The sequence below is a fragment of the Prosthecobacter sp. genome (assembly GCF_046154365.1).
Lineage (GTDB): Bacteria > Verrucomicrobiota > Verrucomicrobiia > Verrucomicrobiales > Verrucomicrobiaceae > Prosthecobacter.
Map to the genome: position 1 here is coordinate 1 of NZ_JBJXFV010000195.1, position 17,526 is coordinate 17,526.

Genomic DNA, 17,526 nt, shown 5'->3' on the forward strand with positions numbered 1-17,526 from the left:
ACGGCTGCTTCCAACGTGCCCGCTGCCTAATACGCCCAGGGCGCTCCAATCCGCGCACGCCTCGCGCCAAACGCATGGCGCCCACCGCATACAAAAATTTGTGATCGCCTTAACTTAACGACATTGAGTGCTCAGTGCTCAGTTTGGCGCAGCGATGATTGAAGACTGAGCACTTTTTTACAGCGCCGCAGCATCCAGCGGGCCAACACATCAGCCAGAGCCATGTATCGCGAGTTCTACGCCTTTAGACCTTCCTGCCGCAGGAAGTTCTCCACCCAGGTGATGTCATACTGGCCGTTCTGGAAGTCGGAGGTGGTGAGGATTTTGCTCTGTAGCGGAATCACGGTCTTGATGCCTTCGACGGTGAATTCGCCCAGCGCACGGCGCATGCGGCGGATGGCGATGTCGCGGGTGGCACCGGTGACGATGAGCTTGGCGATCATGCTGTCGTAATACGGCGGCACCGAGTAACCGGAATAGACGTGCGTATCAACACGGACGCCTCGGCCGCCGGAGGTGTACAGCAGGGTGATTTTGCCGGGGCTGGGGGCGAAATTGCGGGCAGGATCTTCGGCATTGATGCGGCACTCGATGGCGTGGCCGCGGGGTTGGGCTTTGAGCACGTGCTCACTAAGTGGCAGGCCGGCGGCGATGCGGATCTGCTCCTTGATCAAATCGCAGCCATAAACTTCTTCGGTGATGGGATGCTCCACCTGGATGCGGGTGTTCATCTCCATGAAGTAGAAGTTCTCGCACTTGTTATCGACGAGGAACTCGATGGTGCCGCAGTTTTCATAGCCGATCTCTTTGCAGAGCTTCACGGTGGCATCGCCCATGCGTTTGCGCATCTTGGGGGTCATTTTCGGTGAGGGGCACTCCTCGATGATCTTCTGGTTGCGGCGCTGCATGGAGCAGTCGCGCTCGCCGAGGTGAATGACGTTGCCGTGGGAGTCGGCGACGACCTGGAACTCGATGTGATGAGGCTTTTCGACGAGTTTTTCCATGTACATGGAGCCGTCGCCGAAGCATTTCATGGCCTCGAGACTGGCGGCCTGGAAACTGGAGCCGAGGGTTGCCTCATTGAGCACGGGACGCATGCCACGGCCGCCGCCGCCGGCGCTGGCCTTCACCATGACGGGGTAGCCGAGCTTGCGCGCCCACTCGAGGGCTTCTTCCTCGGTGTGGATGAGGCCGTCGGAGCCGGGGGTGATGGGGATGCCGGCCTTGAGGGCGGTGGCACGCGCCACATTCTTGTCGCCCATCATGCTGATGACACGGGCGGAGGGGCCGATGAATTTGATTTTACACTTGTCGCAGATCTCGGCGAATTCCGCTTTCTCGGAGAGAAAGCCGTAACCGGGGTGGATGGCATCGACGTTGGCGATTTCAGCCGCACTGATGATGCGGCTCATCTTCAGGTAGCTCTCGCTGCTGGGGCCGGGGCCGATGCAGATGGCTTCATCGGCGAAGTGGACGTGCATGGAATCGACATCCGCCTCAGAATAGACGGCGACGGTTTTGACATCGAGTTCTTTGCAGGCGCGGATGACGCGGAGGGCGATTTCACCACGGTTGGCGACGAGGACTTTTTTGAACATGGGAAGAAGCGAAGGGCTAGGGGCGTAGAGCTAAGAGGAGAGACGGAGCATTTGAGCGTGGAATGAAGGGCCGGGAGTGCGGTGGTCCGAACTCTTGGCCCTGTGCTCTTGGCCTTAGGCTCTCAGTTCAAACAGCGGCTGGCCGTATTGCACGGGCTTGCCGTCTTCGACGAGGATGCGGGCGATGGTGCCGCGGGCTTCGGCCTTGATCTCGTTCATGACCTTCATCGCCTCAATGATGCAGACATTGGAGTTTTCATCGACGCTGTCGCCGACGCTGGCGAAGGGCTTGTCGCCTGGGGTGGCGCTGCGGTAAAAAGTGCCGACCATAGGGGAGTTGATCGTTGGTCCCATCGGGGAGTCGGCAGCGGTGGCCGTCGGGGCGGCACTGGTCAGACTGGGCGCGGCCACGGCTGCGGGAGCGTGAGACGCTGCCATGGCAACCGGTGCGGCAGTGGTGGCCACGGGCATGCTCTTGAGCAGTTCTTTCACGGCCTCCAGGTCCGAGCCGCGGCGGAGTTCAAGTTTGGCACCTTCTTGCTCGCTATGGAAATAGGTGAGGTTGTTTTCTGCCATCAGGCCGACGATCTCACGGATCTGTTTCAGATCGTAGGCGCAGGAGGTGGAAGTGGCAGAATGGGCTGGTTTGGTAGTGGTGCGTTTGGCCATGTCGGGAGGAGTGTGTCAACGAACGGCCCGATACTACAAACTCATCTGCTCATGGCAACCATAAAGGCACACTTGAATTTCAAGCCGTCCCAACCGACGTCAAAGCTCAAGGTATCCGCGGAAATTTGGAGAAATCCGGCTTCCGCTTTTCCACAAAGGCGTTTCTGCCCTCCTTGCCCTCCTCGCTCATGTAATAGAGCAGCGTGGCATTCCCGGCGAGGTCGAGCAGGCCCATCTGGCCGTCGCAATCGGCGTTGAGCGCGGATTTGAGGCAGCGTAGGGCCAGCGGCGAGTGCTGGAGCATCTCACGGCACCACTTCAGCGTCTCGGCTTCGAGTTCAGCGAGCGGGACGACGGTGTTCACCAGTCCCATGTCCAGTGCCTGCTGCGCATCATACTGGCGGCACAGATACCAAATCTCACGCGCCTTTTTCTGGCCGACGATGCGGGCGAGGTAACTGGAACCGAGGCCGCCGTCGAAACTGCCGACTTTGGGGCCGGTCTGGCCGAAACGGGCGTTGTCCGCCGCGATGGTCAAATCACAGACAACGTGCAGCACATGCCCGCCGCCGATGGCATAGCCTGCCACCATGGCGACGACGGGCTTCGGGATCGTGCGGATCTTGCGCTGGACATCGAGGATGTTCAGCCGCGGCACGCCGTCTTCGCCGATGTAACCCGCATCGCCACGCACTTTTTGATCACCACCGGAGCAGAAGGCCAGGGGACCTTCGCCGCAGAGAATGATGGCACCGACGTCACGGTCCTCATGCACGATCTCAAACGCCTCCAACATTTCTTTCACCGTCAGTGGCCGAAACGCATTACGCACTTTGGGCCGGTTGATGGTGATCTTGGCGATGCCGTCGCTGGTTTTCTCCAGCTTGATGTCGGTGAAGGGTTTGATCGTGGTCCACATGGGGTTTGCGATGGTTGGCTATTGTTGGCGCTGGTTTGCAGTGGTTTTACAACAATCGCAAACGACTGCCAACCACCGCAAACAACGGCAAACTTTATGCGAATGCCGTGAAACTCCGCAGTTCCGCAATACGCGCCGCGATGTCCGCCTTCGTGACCGTTTGCAGCTTGTGCGTGCTGAAGGCCTCGCAGGTGTAGCTGGCGGTGACGCTGCCGTGGACGACGGCGGTCTTCAGATCATCGAAGGTGGGCTTGGTTTTGCCATTCGCGGCCAGCCAGCCGGACAAACCGCCGAGGAAGGAATCACCCGCACCGGTGGGATCAAACACGCTATGCAGCGGGTAGGCGGAGCAGGCGAAGAAGTCTTCTTTCTTCTCGCCAAACAGGAAGCTGCCGTGCTCCCCACGCTTCACGATGACGAAACGCGGGCCTTTGGCCTGCAAGCGGCGGCCGGCATCGACGAGATTGGTCGTCCCCGCGAATTCTTTGGCCTCACCATCGTTGATGACGAGCAGGTCGATGCGCTTGAGCACATCATGGAGGCGCTCGTTGGCGATGTTGATCCAGAGATCCATCGTGTCGGCGGTCACGAAGTCAGCCTGGCACTGATCGAGCATCTGCATCTGGTTGTCCGGGCTCATGTTCGCGGCCACGGCCACCTTGGCCTGCTGTGCGGCGGCGGGGAGCTTTGGCTGCCAGTTTTCCAATACGTTGAGCGCCACCTTGTGCGTGGTGCGGCTGTTCATGTCGTCATGGTACTCGCCGCTCCAGGTGAAGGATTCACCCTTGCTGCGCTCCAAACCATCCAGCGTGATGCCGCGGGCGGCCAGCATGTCGAGGTGCGGCTGGGGAAAATCATGGCCGATGACGCCGACGAGATGGATCGGCTGGCAGAAGATGCTGGCGGCCAGCGCCGCGTAGCTGGCGGAACCGCCGAGCAGGTTTTCCTGCGCATCCTGCGGGGTTTTGACATTATCAAGGGCGACGGTTCCGGCGATGACGACTGACATGAGTGTGTGTTTGGTTAGATAAGAATAAGATGAAGCAGTTAATCCTTGCCTCGCGGGCAGCCAACTTTTAACGGTACATCGGCCAGCGGGGCCGCGATTATCGGTTTCCACCCCGCTGTGTCAATTGCCACTCCTCACACTCTTTCATGCGCCTCAGCCTCGTCTTTCTCATGCTGATCCTGCTGCCGCTGGCAACCGGGGTGCATGCGTGGCTGTTCTGTCGTGAAAATCTGCCCGCGCTCACGCAAGAGGCGGTCGCACGGTTGCAGGCGGCGGGTGTGCGTAATCCGGTCGTCGATGTGCGCTTCTTTGACATCTCTATCAGCGGCGCGGCACCTGATCCGACGGCGCGGCACAAGGCATTGACCGCCATTCGAGCGCTCGTGCCGCTGCGCTTGCAACCCGGTGCCGACCGTCTGTATGTCGTGGCCAGTCTCAAAGCAACACTGAACAAAGACACGCTGCAACTCAGCGGCTGGCTCCCCGAGGGCAATGAAACCGCGGACGTGCGCCGCCTGCTCACGGCGCTGCGTCCCGATCTTACGCTGCGCACGGATGACTTGCGCACTGCACCGGAAGTGCGCTGGCCTGAGGGCATCAAGCCACCGCTCACGGCGGGCAGTCGCATGCTCAAGCCCATTCTCGACATGCTGCGCGTGCCGGCGGAGCTGCAGATCACGGCGAAGGACGACGCCATCGTGCTAAGCGGCCTGCTTACCGCCACGGATGTGAAAGAGGAACTCGTTGCCACACTGGCGGAGATCGCCGGTTCACGGGTTGTTGATCCTGCGGCACTCAAGGCCAGCCCGCATGTGCTGCCCGCCGCGTTCGCGAAGCCGGAACTGCTGGCGGCCTTCGTGCGTGCTTTCTTCAATGCCCCGCCACCGCGTTCGTTCACCATCAAGAGCGATGGCATCCCGCACCTCGAAGGTGTCGCCACGCGGCAGATGGAGAGCGCCTGGCTCGCGCTGCTGCGTCCTGTCACTGGTGCGGCGAAGGTGGACGCCCGTTTCACCCTTGTGCCCTCCATCTACCATTTTCCCGGCTATCAGATTCAATCCAAGCTGCCGCCCGCCACACTCGATCTGCTGCGCGAGGCCCTGCGTGGCCTCACGCTCGTGTTTGACCCTGGCTCAGCGCGCATTCCACCGTTGGAGCAGACGAAGCTCGCCACGCTCGCGCCGACGCTGCTCGCCGCCGGACCGGCGCTGGGATTGGTCATTGGCGCGCATCCTGATCCTGCCGGACCGGAGAGTGTCGAGAAGGACATTGGCAAGGCACGTGCCGAGGCCGTGCTGTCCTTCCTCATTGAGCAGGGCGTGCCCACCGCTGATGTCAGCGCCGTGGTCTTTGATCCCGTGCCCGCCGGTTCACCCTCGGCTCCGGCCACTCCGCGCAGCGTCGAACTTCTCATCAAATAGCCCTCCATGAAATTCGACTTTGAATCCCTTTCCACTGAGCCGCTGTTCTACATGCTCATGCACAGCGGCACCTTCGTCACCGTGCTGGGGATCACCTTCTTCATCATCGGCCTGCTGTTTGGTTATGCCACTTGGGGCCGCTACAAACGCAAGACACGCGAACTGTTGGGCGAAGCCGCCGCCATGAAGAATGAGATTGCCGGCCTGAAGCGCAAGGTGGGCGATCATTCCGTCAAATCCGGCCCTGCCGTCGCGATAGCGACGGAAACCATCCACTTGCCCAGCACAGAAGGCACGACCGCCGCCGCTGCCGTTCCCGCCGTCACCCTGGAAACCATCACCACCCGCGACATCCGCCCGCCCACTACGGGCATCTCCACCAAGAACCGGCTGCCGAAATCGCGTGCCAATGTCATCAAGGCCCGTCCCTTCCTCAAACCCCCGCCCCCCGCTGAACCTGCGACGAATGACGAGGAGGTCAAAACGCCCACGCCACCACCCGCCGAGCCTGCCACCGCCACGCTATCCCTGACCGAAGCACCGCCGCCACCCGCCCGTCATTCCTCACCGCTCGCTGCCATCATCGCGCCGACGGCTGCACCAGCCAAGCCAGATTCGGACAGTGCCGATGCCGCGTCCGCCCCCACGGGCCTAGTGCCCACCGACACCATCCCCACGCTGACCGAACTGTCCCTGGCACCGTTGCCCGCCGTCGAAATCCAGCCCATGGCCGATCCTCGGCTCGGGCTCATCTATCCAACCCGGCCCGAAAAGATCGACGACCTCACCGCCCTCAAAGGCATCGCTCAGGTGCTCGAACAGCGGCTGCACGAACTTGGCATCTACACGTACTTTCAAATCGCCCATTGGAATGAAGAGCACATCAAAGAACTCTCCTCACGCCTCTCCTTCAAAGACCGCATCCAGCGCGAACGCTGGGTCGAGCAGGCGCAGCAGTTGCTGGCAAAGAAGACGAACTGACGTTCAGTCGTCTTTGGGTGTTCCAATCGCCGCCTTGAGCAGATAGGTGGACCCACCAGCGAGTAGGATGAAAAAGATCGGGATGAGCAACTCCAATATCTTCGGTGGACTGCCTGATCCCGTGGGGAGCATCTGGGCGAGCGGATGCAGCAGCATCGCAACGAGCCAGAACGCGAGGTTCACGCTGATGATCTTCTTGGTTTGGGCTTTGGTCATGGTTAGCGCAAAGCTACCCAAAAGATCGAATCACACACAAGAGCTTTGTGAGTCTGCGCCCATAATGTCAGACGGTTGATGCTTAACTTCTCCCACCGGCGAAGCGATCCTTGCACCCGGCCTGATTCTTGCTCCCCTGCGGCGCGCTACCCCCAAACACCCCCCCAACAGATGCCCGTCGCCACCCCCGCTCAATACCGTGCCATGCTCGATGCCGCCCAGCAGGGTGGTTATGCCTATCCCGCCATCAACGTCACCTCGCTGCCCACCATCAACGGTGCCTTGAAGGCCTTCGCGGAGTCGAAATCGGACGGCATCATCCAGGTTTCCACGGGTGGCGGTGAGTTCGCCTCCGGCACAGCGGTCAAAGACATGGCGCTGGGTGCCATCGTCCTTGCCGAGGCCGTTCACCTTCTCGCCGAGCGCTACAACATCCTCGTCGCTCTGCACACGGATCATTGCCAGCCGAAGAAGGTGGACACCTTCTTGAAGCCGCTCATCGCCGCCACTGCCGCACGGCGTGCCGCTGGCAAGGGCAATCTGTTCAACAGCCACATGCTCGACGCCTCCGAACTGCCGCTGGCCGAGAACATGCGCCTCTCCAAAGACCTCATCATCGAGTGCGCCAAGCATGAGATCATCCTCGAAGTCGAAGCCGGCGTCGTCGGCGGTGAAGAAGACGGTCACGACACCAGCGGCGTCGCTGCCGACAAGCTCTACACCACGCCCGAAGACATGCTCACCGTGTATGAAACGCTCACGCCACTGGGCCGCTTCATGTTCGCCGCCACCTTTGGCAACGTGCATGGCAGCTACAAGCCCGGCGCCGTCAAACTCAAGCCCACTATCCTCAAGGACGGCCAGGCTGCCGTCACGGACAAGTATGGTGCCAAGGCCGAGATGGACCTCGTCTTCCACGGCGGCAGCGGCACCCCGCTTGAGGAAATCCGTGAGACCCTCGGCTACGGCGTCGTGAAGATGAACATCGACACCGACACGCAGTACGCCTTCACCCGGCCCATCGCTGACCACATCCTCAAAAACTACGCCGGCGTCCTCAAGATCGACGGCGAGATCGGCGACAAGAAAATCTACGATCCCCGCAGCTACCTCAAGAAAGCCGAACAGGGCCTCTGCGACCGCATGAAGGAAGCCTGCAACGACCTGCTGAGCACCGGCAAGACCATCTTCGGCACCGTCTGATGCGCCTCATCGGTACGGCAGACACCAAAGATGTTTACTCTTTGAGGGAGACGTGATATTCACGATGAATGCCATTAATTAGCCGTCTTTCCTTCGCCCTCGTGACCTGCCTGTTGTTGAGCAACTGTGGGCTTATCGGCACAGCCTTGCGGCTTGCGCCGCTGGCAATGCTTGTTGCTGACAACGGAAAAGACGGCGTGCGTGAACCAACGCCGTCAACGATGGAGGCACGGGGGCGTCAAGTGGTTGGCAATGGTAACTTTGCGGCCAAAACAAGAAGGCACGCCAGTGCAGGTCCCCAACTGGTTTTGCGCTGAGCATCTTGTTGTTTACAGAATTAGAACGGCATGATAAACACGAGAAAATGAAATTACTCCCCCGCCTTGCTCTCTGCGCCCTGCTTTTCTCCTGCCTCACCAGTTGCAGGACCATGGGTGGGCTGATGAACAGCTTTCCGGTGAAAATGCTGGATGAGGCTGGCTCGACACTCATGGGTTTTTTGGCGGAAAATGAGTCTCCTAGTGGCAGCACGCCTGAAGCCCTGAAAAATCGTGCTCGTCAGGTTGAAAACCGTGGCATTTACGCCGGTCGTGTGTCCCCTGCCAGTTCGCCGCGTCACGGCATGGCGGCACGCTAGTGCTGGAGTCCAAAGTCATGGACTGGCATCGCATTCGCTCAGATTTTCCCATCCTCGATCAGCAGGTGCATGGTCATCCGCTGGTGTATTTGGACAGCGCTGCCAGCAGCCAGAAACCGCGTGCGGTGATCAACACGCTGTCGCGCTACTACGAGCGGGACAACGCGAACGTCCATCGCGCACTGCATGATCTGAGCGCCAGGGCCACGGATGCGTTTGAAGCAGCACGGAAAAAGGTCGCACGTTTCATTGGTGCGGCTTCGGATGACGAGATCATTTTTACCCGTGGCAGCACCGAGGGCATCAACCTCGTCGCGAACACCTGGGGCACGCAGAATCTCCGTGCGGGTGATGTCATCCTCGTCACCGGCATGGAGCATCACAGCAATCTGGTGCCCTGGCAGCTTCTCGCGCAACGCACGGGTGCCATTTTGAAACACATTCCCGTGCTCGATGACGGCACGCTCGACTCCGCCGCCATTGACACGTTGCTCACGGAGCAGGTGAAGCTCTTTGCCTTCGTCCACGTCTCGAACTCCCTCGGCACCATCAATCCCGCCCGTGAACTCTGCGCCAAGGCGAAGGCCGTCGGTGCCGTGACGCTACTCGATGGAGCGCAAAGCGCCGGACACATGCCGATCAACGTGCGCGATCTCGGCTGTGACTTTTTCGTCTTCTCCGGCCATAAGATGTGTGCGCCCACTGGCATCGGCGTGCTGTATGGCCGCATGGAGTTGCTGGAAACGATGCCTCCCTGGCATGGCGGCGGCGAAATGATCCTCAACGTCACGCTCGAAGCCAGCACCTACAAGCCGCCGCCGCATCGCTTTGAAGCCGGCACGCCCGACATCGCCGGTGTCATCGGCCTCGGTGCCGCCATCGACTACCTGGAGGCCATCGGCCTCGAAAACATCCAGCGCCACGACCACAATCTCTCCAACTATGCCGTGCAGCAGATGCGGGAGGTGCCCGGCATCCGCATCCTCGGCCCGGACTTCGGCCACCGGGGGGCGCTCGTTGCCTTCCATCTCGATTGTGCGCACCCGCATGACCTTGTTGAGTTCGCTAACAGCCACGGCATCGCCATGCGTGGCGGGCATCATTGCACGCAGCCGCTGATGAAGCGCTTCAAAGTTCCCGGCACCACCCGCGCCAGCTTCTACTTCTACAACACGATCGAGGAAATCAATCGGCTCGTCGAAGTCCTGCTCGCCGCTCGTAAATTCTTCACCTGATGCCTCTTTCCGACGACCTCCGCGACCTCTACCAGCAGGTGATTCTCGATCACTCCAAGAATCCGCGCAATCGCGGTGAGATCCCGCCACCCTGCCTGCACGCGCATGGCGACAACCCTTCCTGTGGCGATGAGATCGACGTCTGGCTGCGCCTGTCCGACGACGGCCAAAACATCGACGACCTCAAGTTTACCGGTCAGGGTTGCGCCATCAGCCAAGCCAGCGCCTCGATGATGACGCAGAAGATCAAAGGCAAATCCAAGGAGCAGGCCGCCGCCATGCGTGAGGACTTCCGCCGCGTCGTCATGGGCGACGGCACGCCCGTTGATGAAGATTCCCTCGGCGAACTCATCCTGCTCGAAGGTGTGCAAAAATTCCCACAACGCGTGAAGTGCGCCATGCTGGCCTGGCGGGCCGTCGAACAGGCGCTTGAAGGTCAATAGCCATGCCCGAGCTGCCTGAAGTCGAAACCACGCTGCGCGGTGTTTCGCCGCATCTGATTGGCAAACGTGTACGCGAGGTGATCGTGCGCGACAAACGCCTACGCTGGCCGGTGCCGGACACGATCCACGAACTCACCGGCTGTCGCATCGAATCCAGCATGCGCCGGGCCAAATACATGCTCTTTGGCACCGCCAAAGGCACGCTCATGCTCCATCTCGGCATGTCGGGCAATCTGCGCGTGCTGCCGCCCGACACGCCGTGGAAAAAGCACGACCACCTCGCCATCACGCTCGATTCCGGCAAACAGCTCCGCCTGCATGATCCGCGGCGCTTCGGAGCTGCGTTGTGGCTCGAGGGTGATCCCATGCAGCATGCGCTGCTCAAAAATCTCGGTCCTGAGCCACTCGGCAAAGCATTCACCGCCGCGCATCTGCACGCCGCCTGCAAAGGCAAGACCGCCGCGATCAAGCAGGTGCTCATGGATGCGCATGTCGTCGTTGGCGTCGGCAACATCTATGCCAGCGAGGCATTATTCATGGCTGGCATCAATCCACGCAAAGCCGCCGGCAAAGTCACGCGCCCGCAGCTTGAAAAACTCGTCAAAGCCATCCGCAAAGTCCTGGCAGCCTCCATCAAGATGGGCGGCACGACATTGCGCGACTTTGTGAACGAAAGCGGCGAGCCCGGCTACTTCAAACGCACCCTGAGCGTCTATGATCGCGCCGGTGAACCCTGCCGCGTTTGCGCAGCGAAGGTCAAACGCATCGTCCAAGGCCAACGCTCCACCTTCTTCTGCCCGAAATGTCAGCGTTGAAGCCAGCGCATCCTCATCTAGCCTACGATCATGTCCACGACGCTCCCACCACTCCGTAGTTCCCACGATCTCGAACGCGTACTCGAATTTGAATTCGTCCGTGCCACCGAAAACGCCGCGTTGCAGGCCATTCACTGGCTCGGGCGTGGTGAAAAGGAACTCGCCGACGGTGCGGCGTGCAGCGCGATCTACGGCGTGTTCGACATCCTCGACATCCGTGGCGAAGTCGTCATCGGCGAAGGCATCAAGGACAACGCCCCCGGCATCTTCGTCGGCGAACACCTCGGCACCTGGCGCGATGGCACGCCGCGTTTCAACATCGCCCTCGATCCCATCGACGGCACCAGCAACATCGCGAAGGGGTTGCCGAACAGCATCTCTGTCATCGCCGCCGCACAAATTCCCGACGGCGCACCGTGCGCGATGAAAAGCATCCCCAGCTTCTACAGCCACAAGATTGCCTATGGTCCGGCGGTAAAGCGTGCGCTGGAGGGCAGGGGGGACCGCTGCTTCCTCGACATGCCGCTGCAAGAGGTCATCAGCTTCGTCGCCGAAGCGCTGGGCAAACGCGAACGGGATGTCGTGGTCGTCACCATGGATCGTCCGCGCCACCATGACATCGTCGATCAAGTGCGCCGCACCGGTGCCGCGCTGCGCATGGTCACCGATGGCGACATCGCCGCTGCCGTGGCCCCCTCCATGCCCGAAGCCGAATCCACCTGCGATCTCTACGTCGGCATCGGCGGCTCACCCGAAGGCATCCTGGCCGCCGCCGCGTTGAAATGCCTCGGTGGCGACATGCAGATGCGCATGTGGTTTCACGACGAGGCACATCGCGCCGAAGTCGCCGCGCAAAGTTCCGTTGCCGAGATGAACCAGGTCTTTCGCGTGAATGAACTCATCGTCGGCGAAAGCGCCCTCTTTTGTGCCACCGGCATCAGCGACAGCCCGCTGCTGCCCGGCTGCCGCCTGTTCGGCCACCGCGTCGAAACCCACTCCATCCTCATGCGCACCCGCAGCGGCACCGTCCGCCGCATCCACGCCGTGCATGATCTCGACCGCAAGGTGGTGCCGTTGCGGGCTTGAGCCAGTTCTGGGCGTAGGTTGGGAATGTTGGGCGCAAGAGAGAAAGGTTCGCCCAAGGTTTCCATCGAGGAGTTCCTGGTTCCATCACCAGCATGAATGATGGCAAAATGGATGCCATCTCCGCCCTTACGCAGATGCACCGCAAATGCTGCAAGTTCATCGTGGAATTGGATGGCGAAGAGTTCACCAGCCACTATCAACTGAGGTTTCTAGGTTTCATGTTCACCGTTCACTCACTGGCTTGCGCGCCGAGTACCATCTCCTGCACGGGGGCGGTGGCTGGCACCGGTTGCTTCATCTGGACGACGAAGGGCGGGGCTTCGCCGCCGATCTTGCCGCCCTGGTCGAGGAAGCGGTTCATGTCATCCAGGGCGGCATCGAGACGGGGATCACTGGCCTGGAGGTAGGCGCTGACGCGCATGGCGAGGGCACGACCATGCCACGGATAGGGTTGACCGAGACTGGCGATGGCGGCGAGCTGCTGCGGCAGCTTCAGGTGCATGGCCATCTCACAGCGCATGCCGAGGCGGACGTTGCGCGCGACCTGCACGGGGTAGTCGCGGGCGAGTTTGTCAAAGATGATGGCAAAACGCGGATCCTGCACGGCGGCCGGCGTTTTGGCGAGTTCGCGGAGGAGGTCGAGCGATTCGATCACGAGCGGAATGTGGCACCAAGGGGAAACCATGAGGCCGTCGAGGCCGTGTTCGAGGTGAACCAGCACCTCAGCCGACTTTTGCTGCACCTGGCAGGCAATGGCCCGCAGGCAATGCGCATCCACTGCCGAGAGCGGCGCGATGGCATCAATGGCGGCAAAGGCATCCGGCGCGCCCATGCGGGCCTTGGCCTGCGCGAGCAGCACACGATCCGCCAGCACGGGCGAGGCCGGGAACGGTGCGGCGAGGTAGTCGGCGTAACGCTGGCTCCAGAAGGACTTCAACTGCGGCACACGCGCACGCACCGCCGCCGCAGTCTCGGCTGGGAGCACGTCGGCGGAGGCGGAGCGCCACAAGCGGCCCGGCAGGTGCAGGCGCTCGGCGAGGTACAGCGGCGTGTCGATGGCGGCATCGACTTTCGGCAGGTAACAACCGGCGCGGGTGGCCGCACGGGCGAGATCGAGCGAGCAGTTGTTTTTCTTCGCCACGCTGCGGGCAAAACTGAACTCGAGACGGTTCATGTCGTCGGTGTTCACCGTTTTGGTCGCGGCGGCGATGGCGGAGCAGTAGTCGCTGTTGGCGAGGCAGCCGGTGAGGAAGCCTTCTGCCGTGTCGGTCTGCCAGAAGCGGCGCAGCGCCTCGGCCATCGGCTCGATTTTGACGCGCTGGCGCAGCGATTCGAGCGACCAGGGCGTGTCGTCGTTCGAGCAGATGAGCAGCATATCGACGCTCTGCGTGGCCCAGACCTCGACCTTGGGGAATACCTGGCGCAGGGTGGTGATGACGGTGCTGATGGTGGCGGGTTCGACCTCATAGCCTTGCAACCACTGGCAGAAGATGCCGTTCTTGGTGAGGCGCTGGCTGGCGTTGCGGTAGAATTCACGGGTGTAGAGGTTTGCCACGCCGGCACGGCAGGGATTCGACGGCTCGGAAACAATGAGATCGTAGTTCTCGCCCTTGGTGAGCAGGAATTCACGGGCATCACCGGTGATGTTGTTGACGCGCGGATGCTGCATCGCGTTGCGGCTCACGGGATCGAAGAATTCGGCCACCTTGCGGATTTCCGCCTCGAGTTCGAGCACATCGACGCGCTGCATGCCCGGCACATCCGCCAGCCAACCGGCGGTGGTGCCGGTGCCGAGACCGACGACGCAGGCGTTCTGCGGATGGGGATGCAAAATGGCACCGGTGATGCCGAGCATGACCTGCGTGGAGGCGTCGCCCACGGCGGAGCCGTCGCTCTTGCCATTGGTCAAAAACGAGTACTGCATGCCGCTGACGACGGCGACACTGGTTTCACGACCATCGTAGGCCTGCACCAGCGAACGCTGCGCATTGCGCTGCCAGGTTTCCAAACCGAGCGCACTGCGGAAATCGTCACTCACGCGACCGTAGCCGATGGGCGTGTGCATCCATACTGCGGTGGGGCCGGTGGTCCAGAAGGCACAGAAGCCGCAGGCCACGAGAGCGCAGAGCGCGAAACGACCGTTCCAGGAGAAGCGTGTGGCAAAGGAAGCGCTGTCGTCCCATGCATTGCGGCGGATTTGCAGCCACAGCGACGCAGCGGACATGGTGGCGACTAGCAGCGCGGCGAGCAGCCAGCAGCCTTTCAATCCGATCAACGGCACCAGCAAAAAGCCGCCGAGCAACGAGCCGGAGATGGAGCCAAAGGTGTTCCAAAGATACGCACGACCGAGCTGCTGACCTACGCCGGCATTGCCACGACCAAGCAGCGACACGAGCAGCGGGAACTGAATGCCACTGAGCAGCGAAGGCAGGAAGGCAAGCGTACCCATCACCACCGCCCAGCCCATGGCCATCTGCGTGAGGCCGACGCCGCGCAGGCTGTCATTCAAGATGAGGGCGAGATGCGCGATGCGATCGCCGAGCGCATACGGCACCAAGATGGCCAGCGCCTGCAAGGCAGACACGATGGTGAAACCTGCGATGCTGGGCTCCGCTTTTTTCAGGATCAGCGAGTACAGCAACCCGCCGATGCCCATGCCGGCCAGCACGACGCACAGCACGAGGCCAAAGCCAAACACCGAGCCGCCGAGCAGCGGTGTCGAGATGCGATACCACACGAGTTCCGCCACAAAGAAGGTGAAGCCGCTCATGAACGCGGCGGCGAGCACGAAGGAAGATGGCGCTTTCGCGGCGACAGCGTCTTCTGTGGTCGGTGCGCTTGCCACAACTGGCTGGCGCGGCTGTTTTTCCTGGAACATCGAGATCGTGCCCGCCGCAAGGGCGATGAGCAGATTCGCCAGCACCGCGATGGTGAGCGTGCCGTTGTTTCCCAGCGTTGGCAGCAGCCAGAACGTGCTCAACACAGCTCCCGTGACCGCGCCGACGATGTTGATGCCGTAAAAGAACGCCGTGATCGACCGGCGCGGATCGTCATCGCGTTGCGCGAACTTCATCGCCGCCGGCAGCGTGCCGCCCATCAGGAAACAGGGCAGGCCGAGCACCAGCGCGGTCATGAGGAGTTGCAGGCAGGTCGCCACGCCGAGGCCCATGCCCGCTGTGCCGCCGGTTTTCAAATAAAGGGAGCGTGCCAGGCCCAGCATCGCCGGTGAAGCCACTGCGGCGATGGCGATGCCGACCTCCAGACGCGCATAGAACCGGAACGGACGCCCGACACGCTCCACCCATGAGCCAAACAATTTGCCGCCAAATCCAAGTCCGCCCATGAACACCGCCACCACCGCCGCCGCCGCCGGTGCTGCACCGCCAAACACGAGCCGAAACTCCCGCAGCCAAACCGTTTGATACACCAGCGAGCAGAAGCCGGAGAGCAGGAGGATGAGCGCCAGGACGAACTGAGTGGCCTGAGCGCGGGTTTGAGGGGCGGCTAGCATGTTCATAAGGTTGATTAACAAGTAAATTATATAATTACCATAACCATACAAGTTAATTCTCCCCCTGTTGTTTTGGGTTCTTCCGGGAAGTTGGTGCGGTAAAGCGTGAAAGCATCGGCCTGAAGGGCCGCAGGATGCTAGCCCAGGGCGAAAGCCCTGGGATCATGGGGGCCATCAAGATCAAGGTCATGGCGCTCTGCAAGAGCGCAGGAGAGCTGCCGCAGCCGTTCCTGCGCTCTTTCAGAGCGCGACCTTTGGTCCAATGCGGTCCATGGCTCCGCCGACCCAGGGCGGCACTCGCCAAGGCTCCTTTGCCCTGGGCTAGGTTCCTGCGCACCGTTGGCGCGGTCTGTTGCATTTGCTTGCGCTATTGCGACCGCACGAACTTCCCGGATGAACCCTTGTTTTAGCTCCTGCTAACCCCAGCTCGTGCCTTGTGAAGCAGGGGCTCAGTTCAGCGCCTCGCGGGCCGATTGGAACAGGTAATGCCCCCAGCCGAACTGAGCGTCGCCGCTCCAGTCAGGATCATAGTGCTGGTTCTTGAAGATGAACCGCTCGGGATGCGGCATGAGGCCGAACACGCGGCCCGTGTCGTCTTGCAGACCGGCAATCGCGTTGGTGGAGCCGTTCACGTTCGTCGCATAAAGCAGCGCCGCGTGGCCAGACTTCACGTATTTGGCCGCGTCGTCGCCCTCGGTCACGAGACGGCCTTCGGCATGGGCGATGGGGAGTTCGAAGTTCTCGGGCAGCTTGCTCAGGTAGGGACTGGCTTTGGCCGCCGTCTTCTTCAAACCGACCCAGCGGCAGATGAAACGACCGCTGGTGTTGTGAATCAGGCTCCCCTTCGGCAAAAGATCGAGCTGCGTGAGGATTTGGAAGCCGTTGCAGATGCCCAAGGCGTAACCGCCTTTGTCCACGAAGGACTTCAGCTTGTCGCCCAGCTTCGATTTCGTGATGAGCTGCGCGATGCGGCCCGACATCACGTAGTCGCCGTAGCTGAAGCCGCCGGAGAACACGATCATCTGCGCCCGGTCCAGTGCGGCAGGCTCCACCAGTGCAATGGGCAGCACCTCCGCCGTAAAACCCGCCGCCTCCAGCGCGCGGGCGGTTTCGGCGTCACAATTGGTTCCGGGGAATTTTAGGAGCAGGGCGTGTGGCATGGGCGGTGATTCGTCCCGCATCTAGGCGCAGCCGCCGCCGCATGCAACCGCTTTGCCCGGTTGCACACATCCGGGCATGCACTAGCTTTGCCGCCGTCATGTTTAAAGACCTCTTCTCCCCCACCAACACCTTCCTCTACGGCTTCGTGCTGTGCGGCATTTTCCTCGTGCAGTCGCTGTGGGGCCACTGGAAGACCAAGCGCGAACTCAAGCGCTACAAAGGCATGCTCAGTGACAAGCTCGACCTCGATTCCAAGCAAAGCCAGGACCTCACCAAGGAACGCACCGCCTTGAAGCAAGAAAACGAAAACCTGCGCATGCAGATCGCCCGCCTCAACGAGCGTCCTGACAACAAAATGCAGCGCGAACTCGAAATCCTCGCCCGCGCCGAGAAGCAGATGACCATCAGCGCCCCCGGCTTCGCCCCGGCGTGGGAAATGGCCAAGTCTGCGGCCCTCGGCCAGCTTGAGAACGAGGAGAAGGGCCAGTCCTTCCCGCAGAAGATCTTCCGCAAGCTCATCGGCTCCGGTTCGACGCAAACCAACGTCGCCCTGCCCGAATCCGCCGCCGCTGCGGCCAAACATGGCGAAGCCACCGCTTCCGCCGCCTGACCTTGAGCGCGA

General features: G+C 61.4%; 16 protein-coding genes. 9 read left to right on the top strand and 7 right to left on the bottom strand.

All coding sequences use genetic code 11. The features are described 5' to 3' along the window. Positions 1–236 precede the first annotated feature (236 nt). From accC to ACKVY0_RS25330, 4 genes are all read right to left on the bottom strand, one after another. Positions 237–1,598 (bottom strand): acetyl-CoA carboxylase biotin carboxylase subunit, encoded by a 1,362-nt coding sequence (accC, locus tag ACKVY0_RS25315; protein ID WP_409217650.1) that lies wholly within the window; start codon positions 1,596–1,598, stop codon positions 237–239. 114 nt (positions 1,599–1,712) lie between these two features. After that, on the bottom strand, positions 1,713–2,267 hold the full coding sequence (gene accB / locus ACKVY0_RS25320) for an acetyl-CoA carboxylase biotin carboxyl carrier protein (protein ID WP_409217651.1): 555 nt from the start codon (positions 2,265–2,267) through the stop codon (positions 1,713–1,715). A gap of 106 nt (positions 2,268–2,373) precedes the next feature. After that, positions 2,374–3,186, bottom strand: a complete 813-nt coding sequence (menB, locus tag ACKVY0_RS25325) for a 1,4-dihydroxy-2-naphthoyl-CoA synthase (protein ID WP_409217652.1) — start codon at positions 3,184–3,186, stop codon at positions 2,374–2,376. Between the two features lie 94 nt (positions 3,187–3,280). Further along, positions 3,281–4,195, bottom strand: coding sequence for a PfkB family carbohydrate kinase (locus tag ACKVY0_RS25330; protein ID WP_409217653.1), 915 nt, complete (start codon positions 4,193–4,195; stop codon positions 3,281–3,283). A gap of 146 nt (positions 4,196–4,341) precedes the next feature. Here ACKVY0_RS25330 and ACKVY0_RS25335 point away from each other — a divergent pair, with 146 nt between their 5' ends. Continuing rightward, positions 4,342–5,616 carry an OmpA family protein gene (locus ACKVY0_RS25335; protein ID WP_409217654.1) on the top strand — a complete coding sequence of 425 codons (1,275 nt, stop codon included), beginning with the start codon at positions 4,342–4,344 and terminating at the stop codon, positions 5,614–5,616. A 6-nt stretch (positions 5,617–5,622) separates the two neighbouring features. Next, positions 5,623–6,597 (top strand): hypothetical protein, encoded by a 975-nt coding sequence (locus ACKVY0_RS25340; RefSeq protein ID WP_409217655.1) that lies wholly within the window; start codon positions 5,623–5,625, stop codon positions 6,595–6,597. A gap of 3 nt (positions 6,598–6,600) precedes the next feature. On the opposite strand, the gene ACKVY0_RS25345 is transcribed toward ACKVY0_RS25340, so the two are convergent. Then, positions 6,601–6,813 (bottom strand): hypothetical protein, encoded by a 213-nt coding sequence (locus ACKVY0_RS25345; RefSeq protein ID WP_409217656.1) that lies wholly within the window; start codon positions 6,811–6,813, stop codon positions 6,601–6,603. Between the two features lie 171 nt (positions 6,814–6,984). Here ACKVY0_RS25345 and fbaA point away from each other — a divergent pair, with 171 nt between their 5' ends. The 6 genes from fbaA (at position 6,985) to ACKVY0_RS25375 (ending at position 12,232) form a co-directional block, all read left to right on the top strand. Beyond that, positions 6,985–8,016 (top strand): class II fructose-bisphosphate aldolase, encoded by a 1,032-nt coding sequence (gene fbaA, locus ACKVY0_RS25350; protein WP_409217657.1) that lies wholly within the window; start codon positions 6,985–6,987, stop codon positions 8,014–8,016. Between the two features lie 364 nt (positions 8,017–8,380). Next, on the top strand, positions 8,381–8,653 hold the full coding sequence (locus tag ACKVY0_RS25355; protein WP_409217658.1) for a hypothetical protein: 273 nt from the start codon (positions 8,381–8,383) through the stop codon (positions 8,651–8,653). Between the two features lie 17 nt (positions 8,654–8,670). Beyond that, on the top strand, positions 8,671–9,888 hold the full coding sequence (locus ACKVY0_RS25360; protein ID WP_409217659.1) for a cysteine desulfurase: 1,218 nt from the start codon (positions 8,671–8,673) through the stop codon (positions 9,886–9,888). Next, positions 9,888–10,331, top strand: a complete 444-nt coding sequence (gene sufU / locus ACKVY0_RS25365; protein WP_409217660.1) for a Fe-S cluster assembly sulfur transfer protein SufU — start codon at positions 9,888–9,890, stop codon at positions 10,329–10,331. Before ACKVY0_RS25360 ends, sufU begins: the two co-directional genes overlap by 1 nt. Positions 10,332–10,333: 2 nt before the next feature. After that, entirely contained in the window at positions 10,334–11,146 is an 813-nt protein-coding gene (gene mutM / locus ACKVY0_RS25370; protein ID WP_409217661.1) for a bifunctional DNA-formamidopyrimidine glycosylase/DNA-(apurinic or apyrimidinic site) lyase, read from the top strand. A gap of 30 nt (positions 11,147–11,176) precedes the next feature. Next, entirely contained in the window at positions 11,177–12,232 is a 1,056-nt protein-coding gene (locus tag ACKVY0_RS25375; RefSeq protein ID WP_409217662.1) for a fructose-bisphosphatase class II family protein, read from the top strand. A gap of 229 nt (positions 12,233–12,461) precedes the next feature. Here the strand turns inward: ACKVY0_RS25375 and ACKVY0_RS25380 are convergent, their stop codons facing one another. Continuing rightward, positions 12,462–15,743: a fused MFS/spermidine synthase gene (locus ACKVY0_RS25380; protein WP_409217663.1), complete on the bottom strand. Its 3,282-nt coding sequence runs from the start codon at positions 15,741–15,743 to the stop codon at positions 12,462–12,464. A gap of 449 nt (positions 15,744–16,192) precedes the next feature. Further along, positions 16,193–16,903, bottom strand: a complete 711-nt coding sequence (gene purQ / locus ACKVY0_RS25385; RefSeq protein ID WP_409217664.1) for a phosphoribosylformylglycinamidine synthase I — start codon at positions 16,901–16,903, stop codon at positions 16,193–16,195. A gap of 98 nt (positions 16,904–17,001) precedes the next feature. Here purQ and ACKVY0_RS25390 point away from each other — a divergent pair, with 98 nt between their 5' ends. Then, a complete protein-coding gene (locus ACKVY0_RS25390) occupies positions 17,002–17,514 on the top strand; it encodes a hypothetical protein (RefSeq protein ID WP_409217665.1) in 513 nt (170 codons plus the stop codon). Positions 17,515–17,526: the final 12 nt, after the last annotated feature.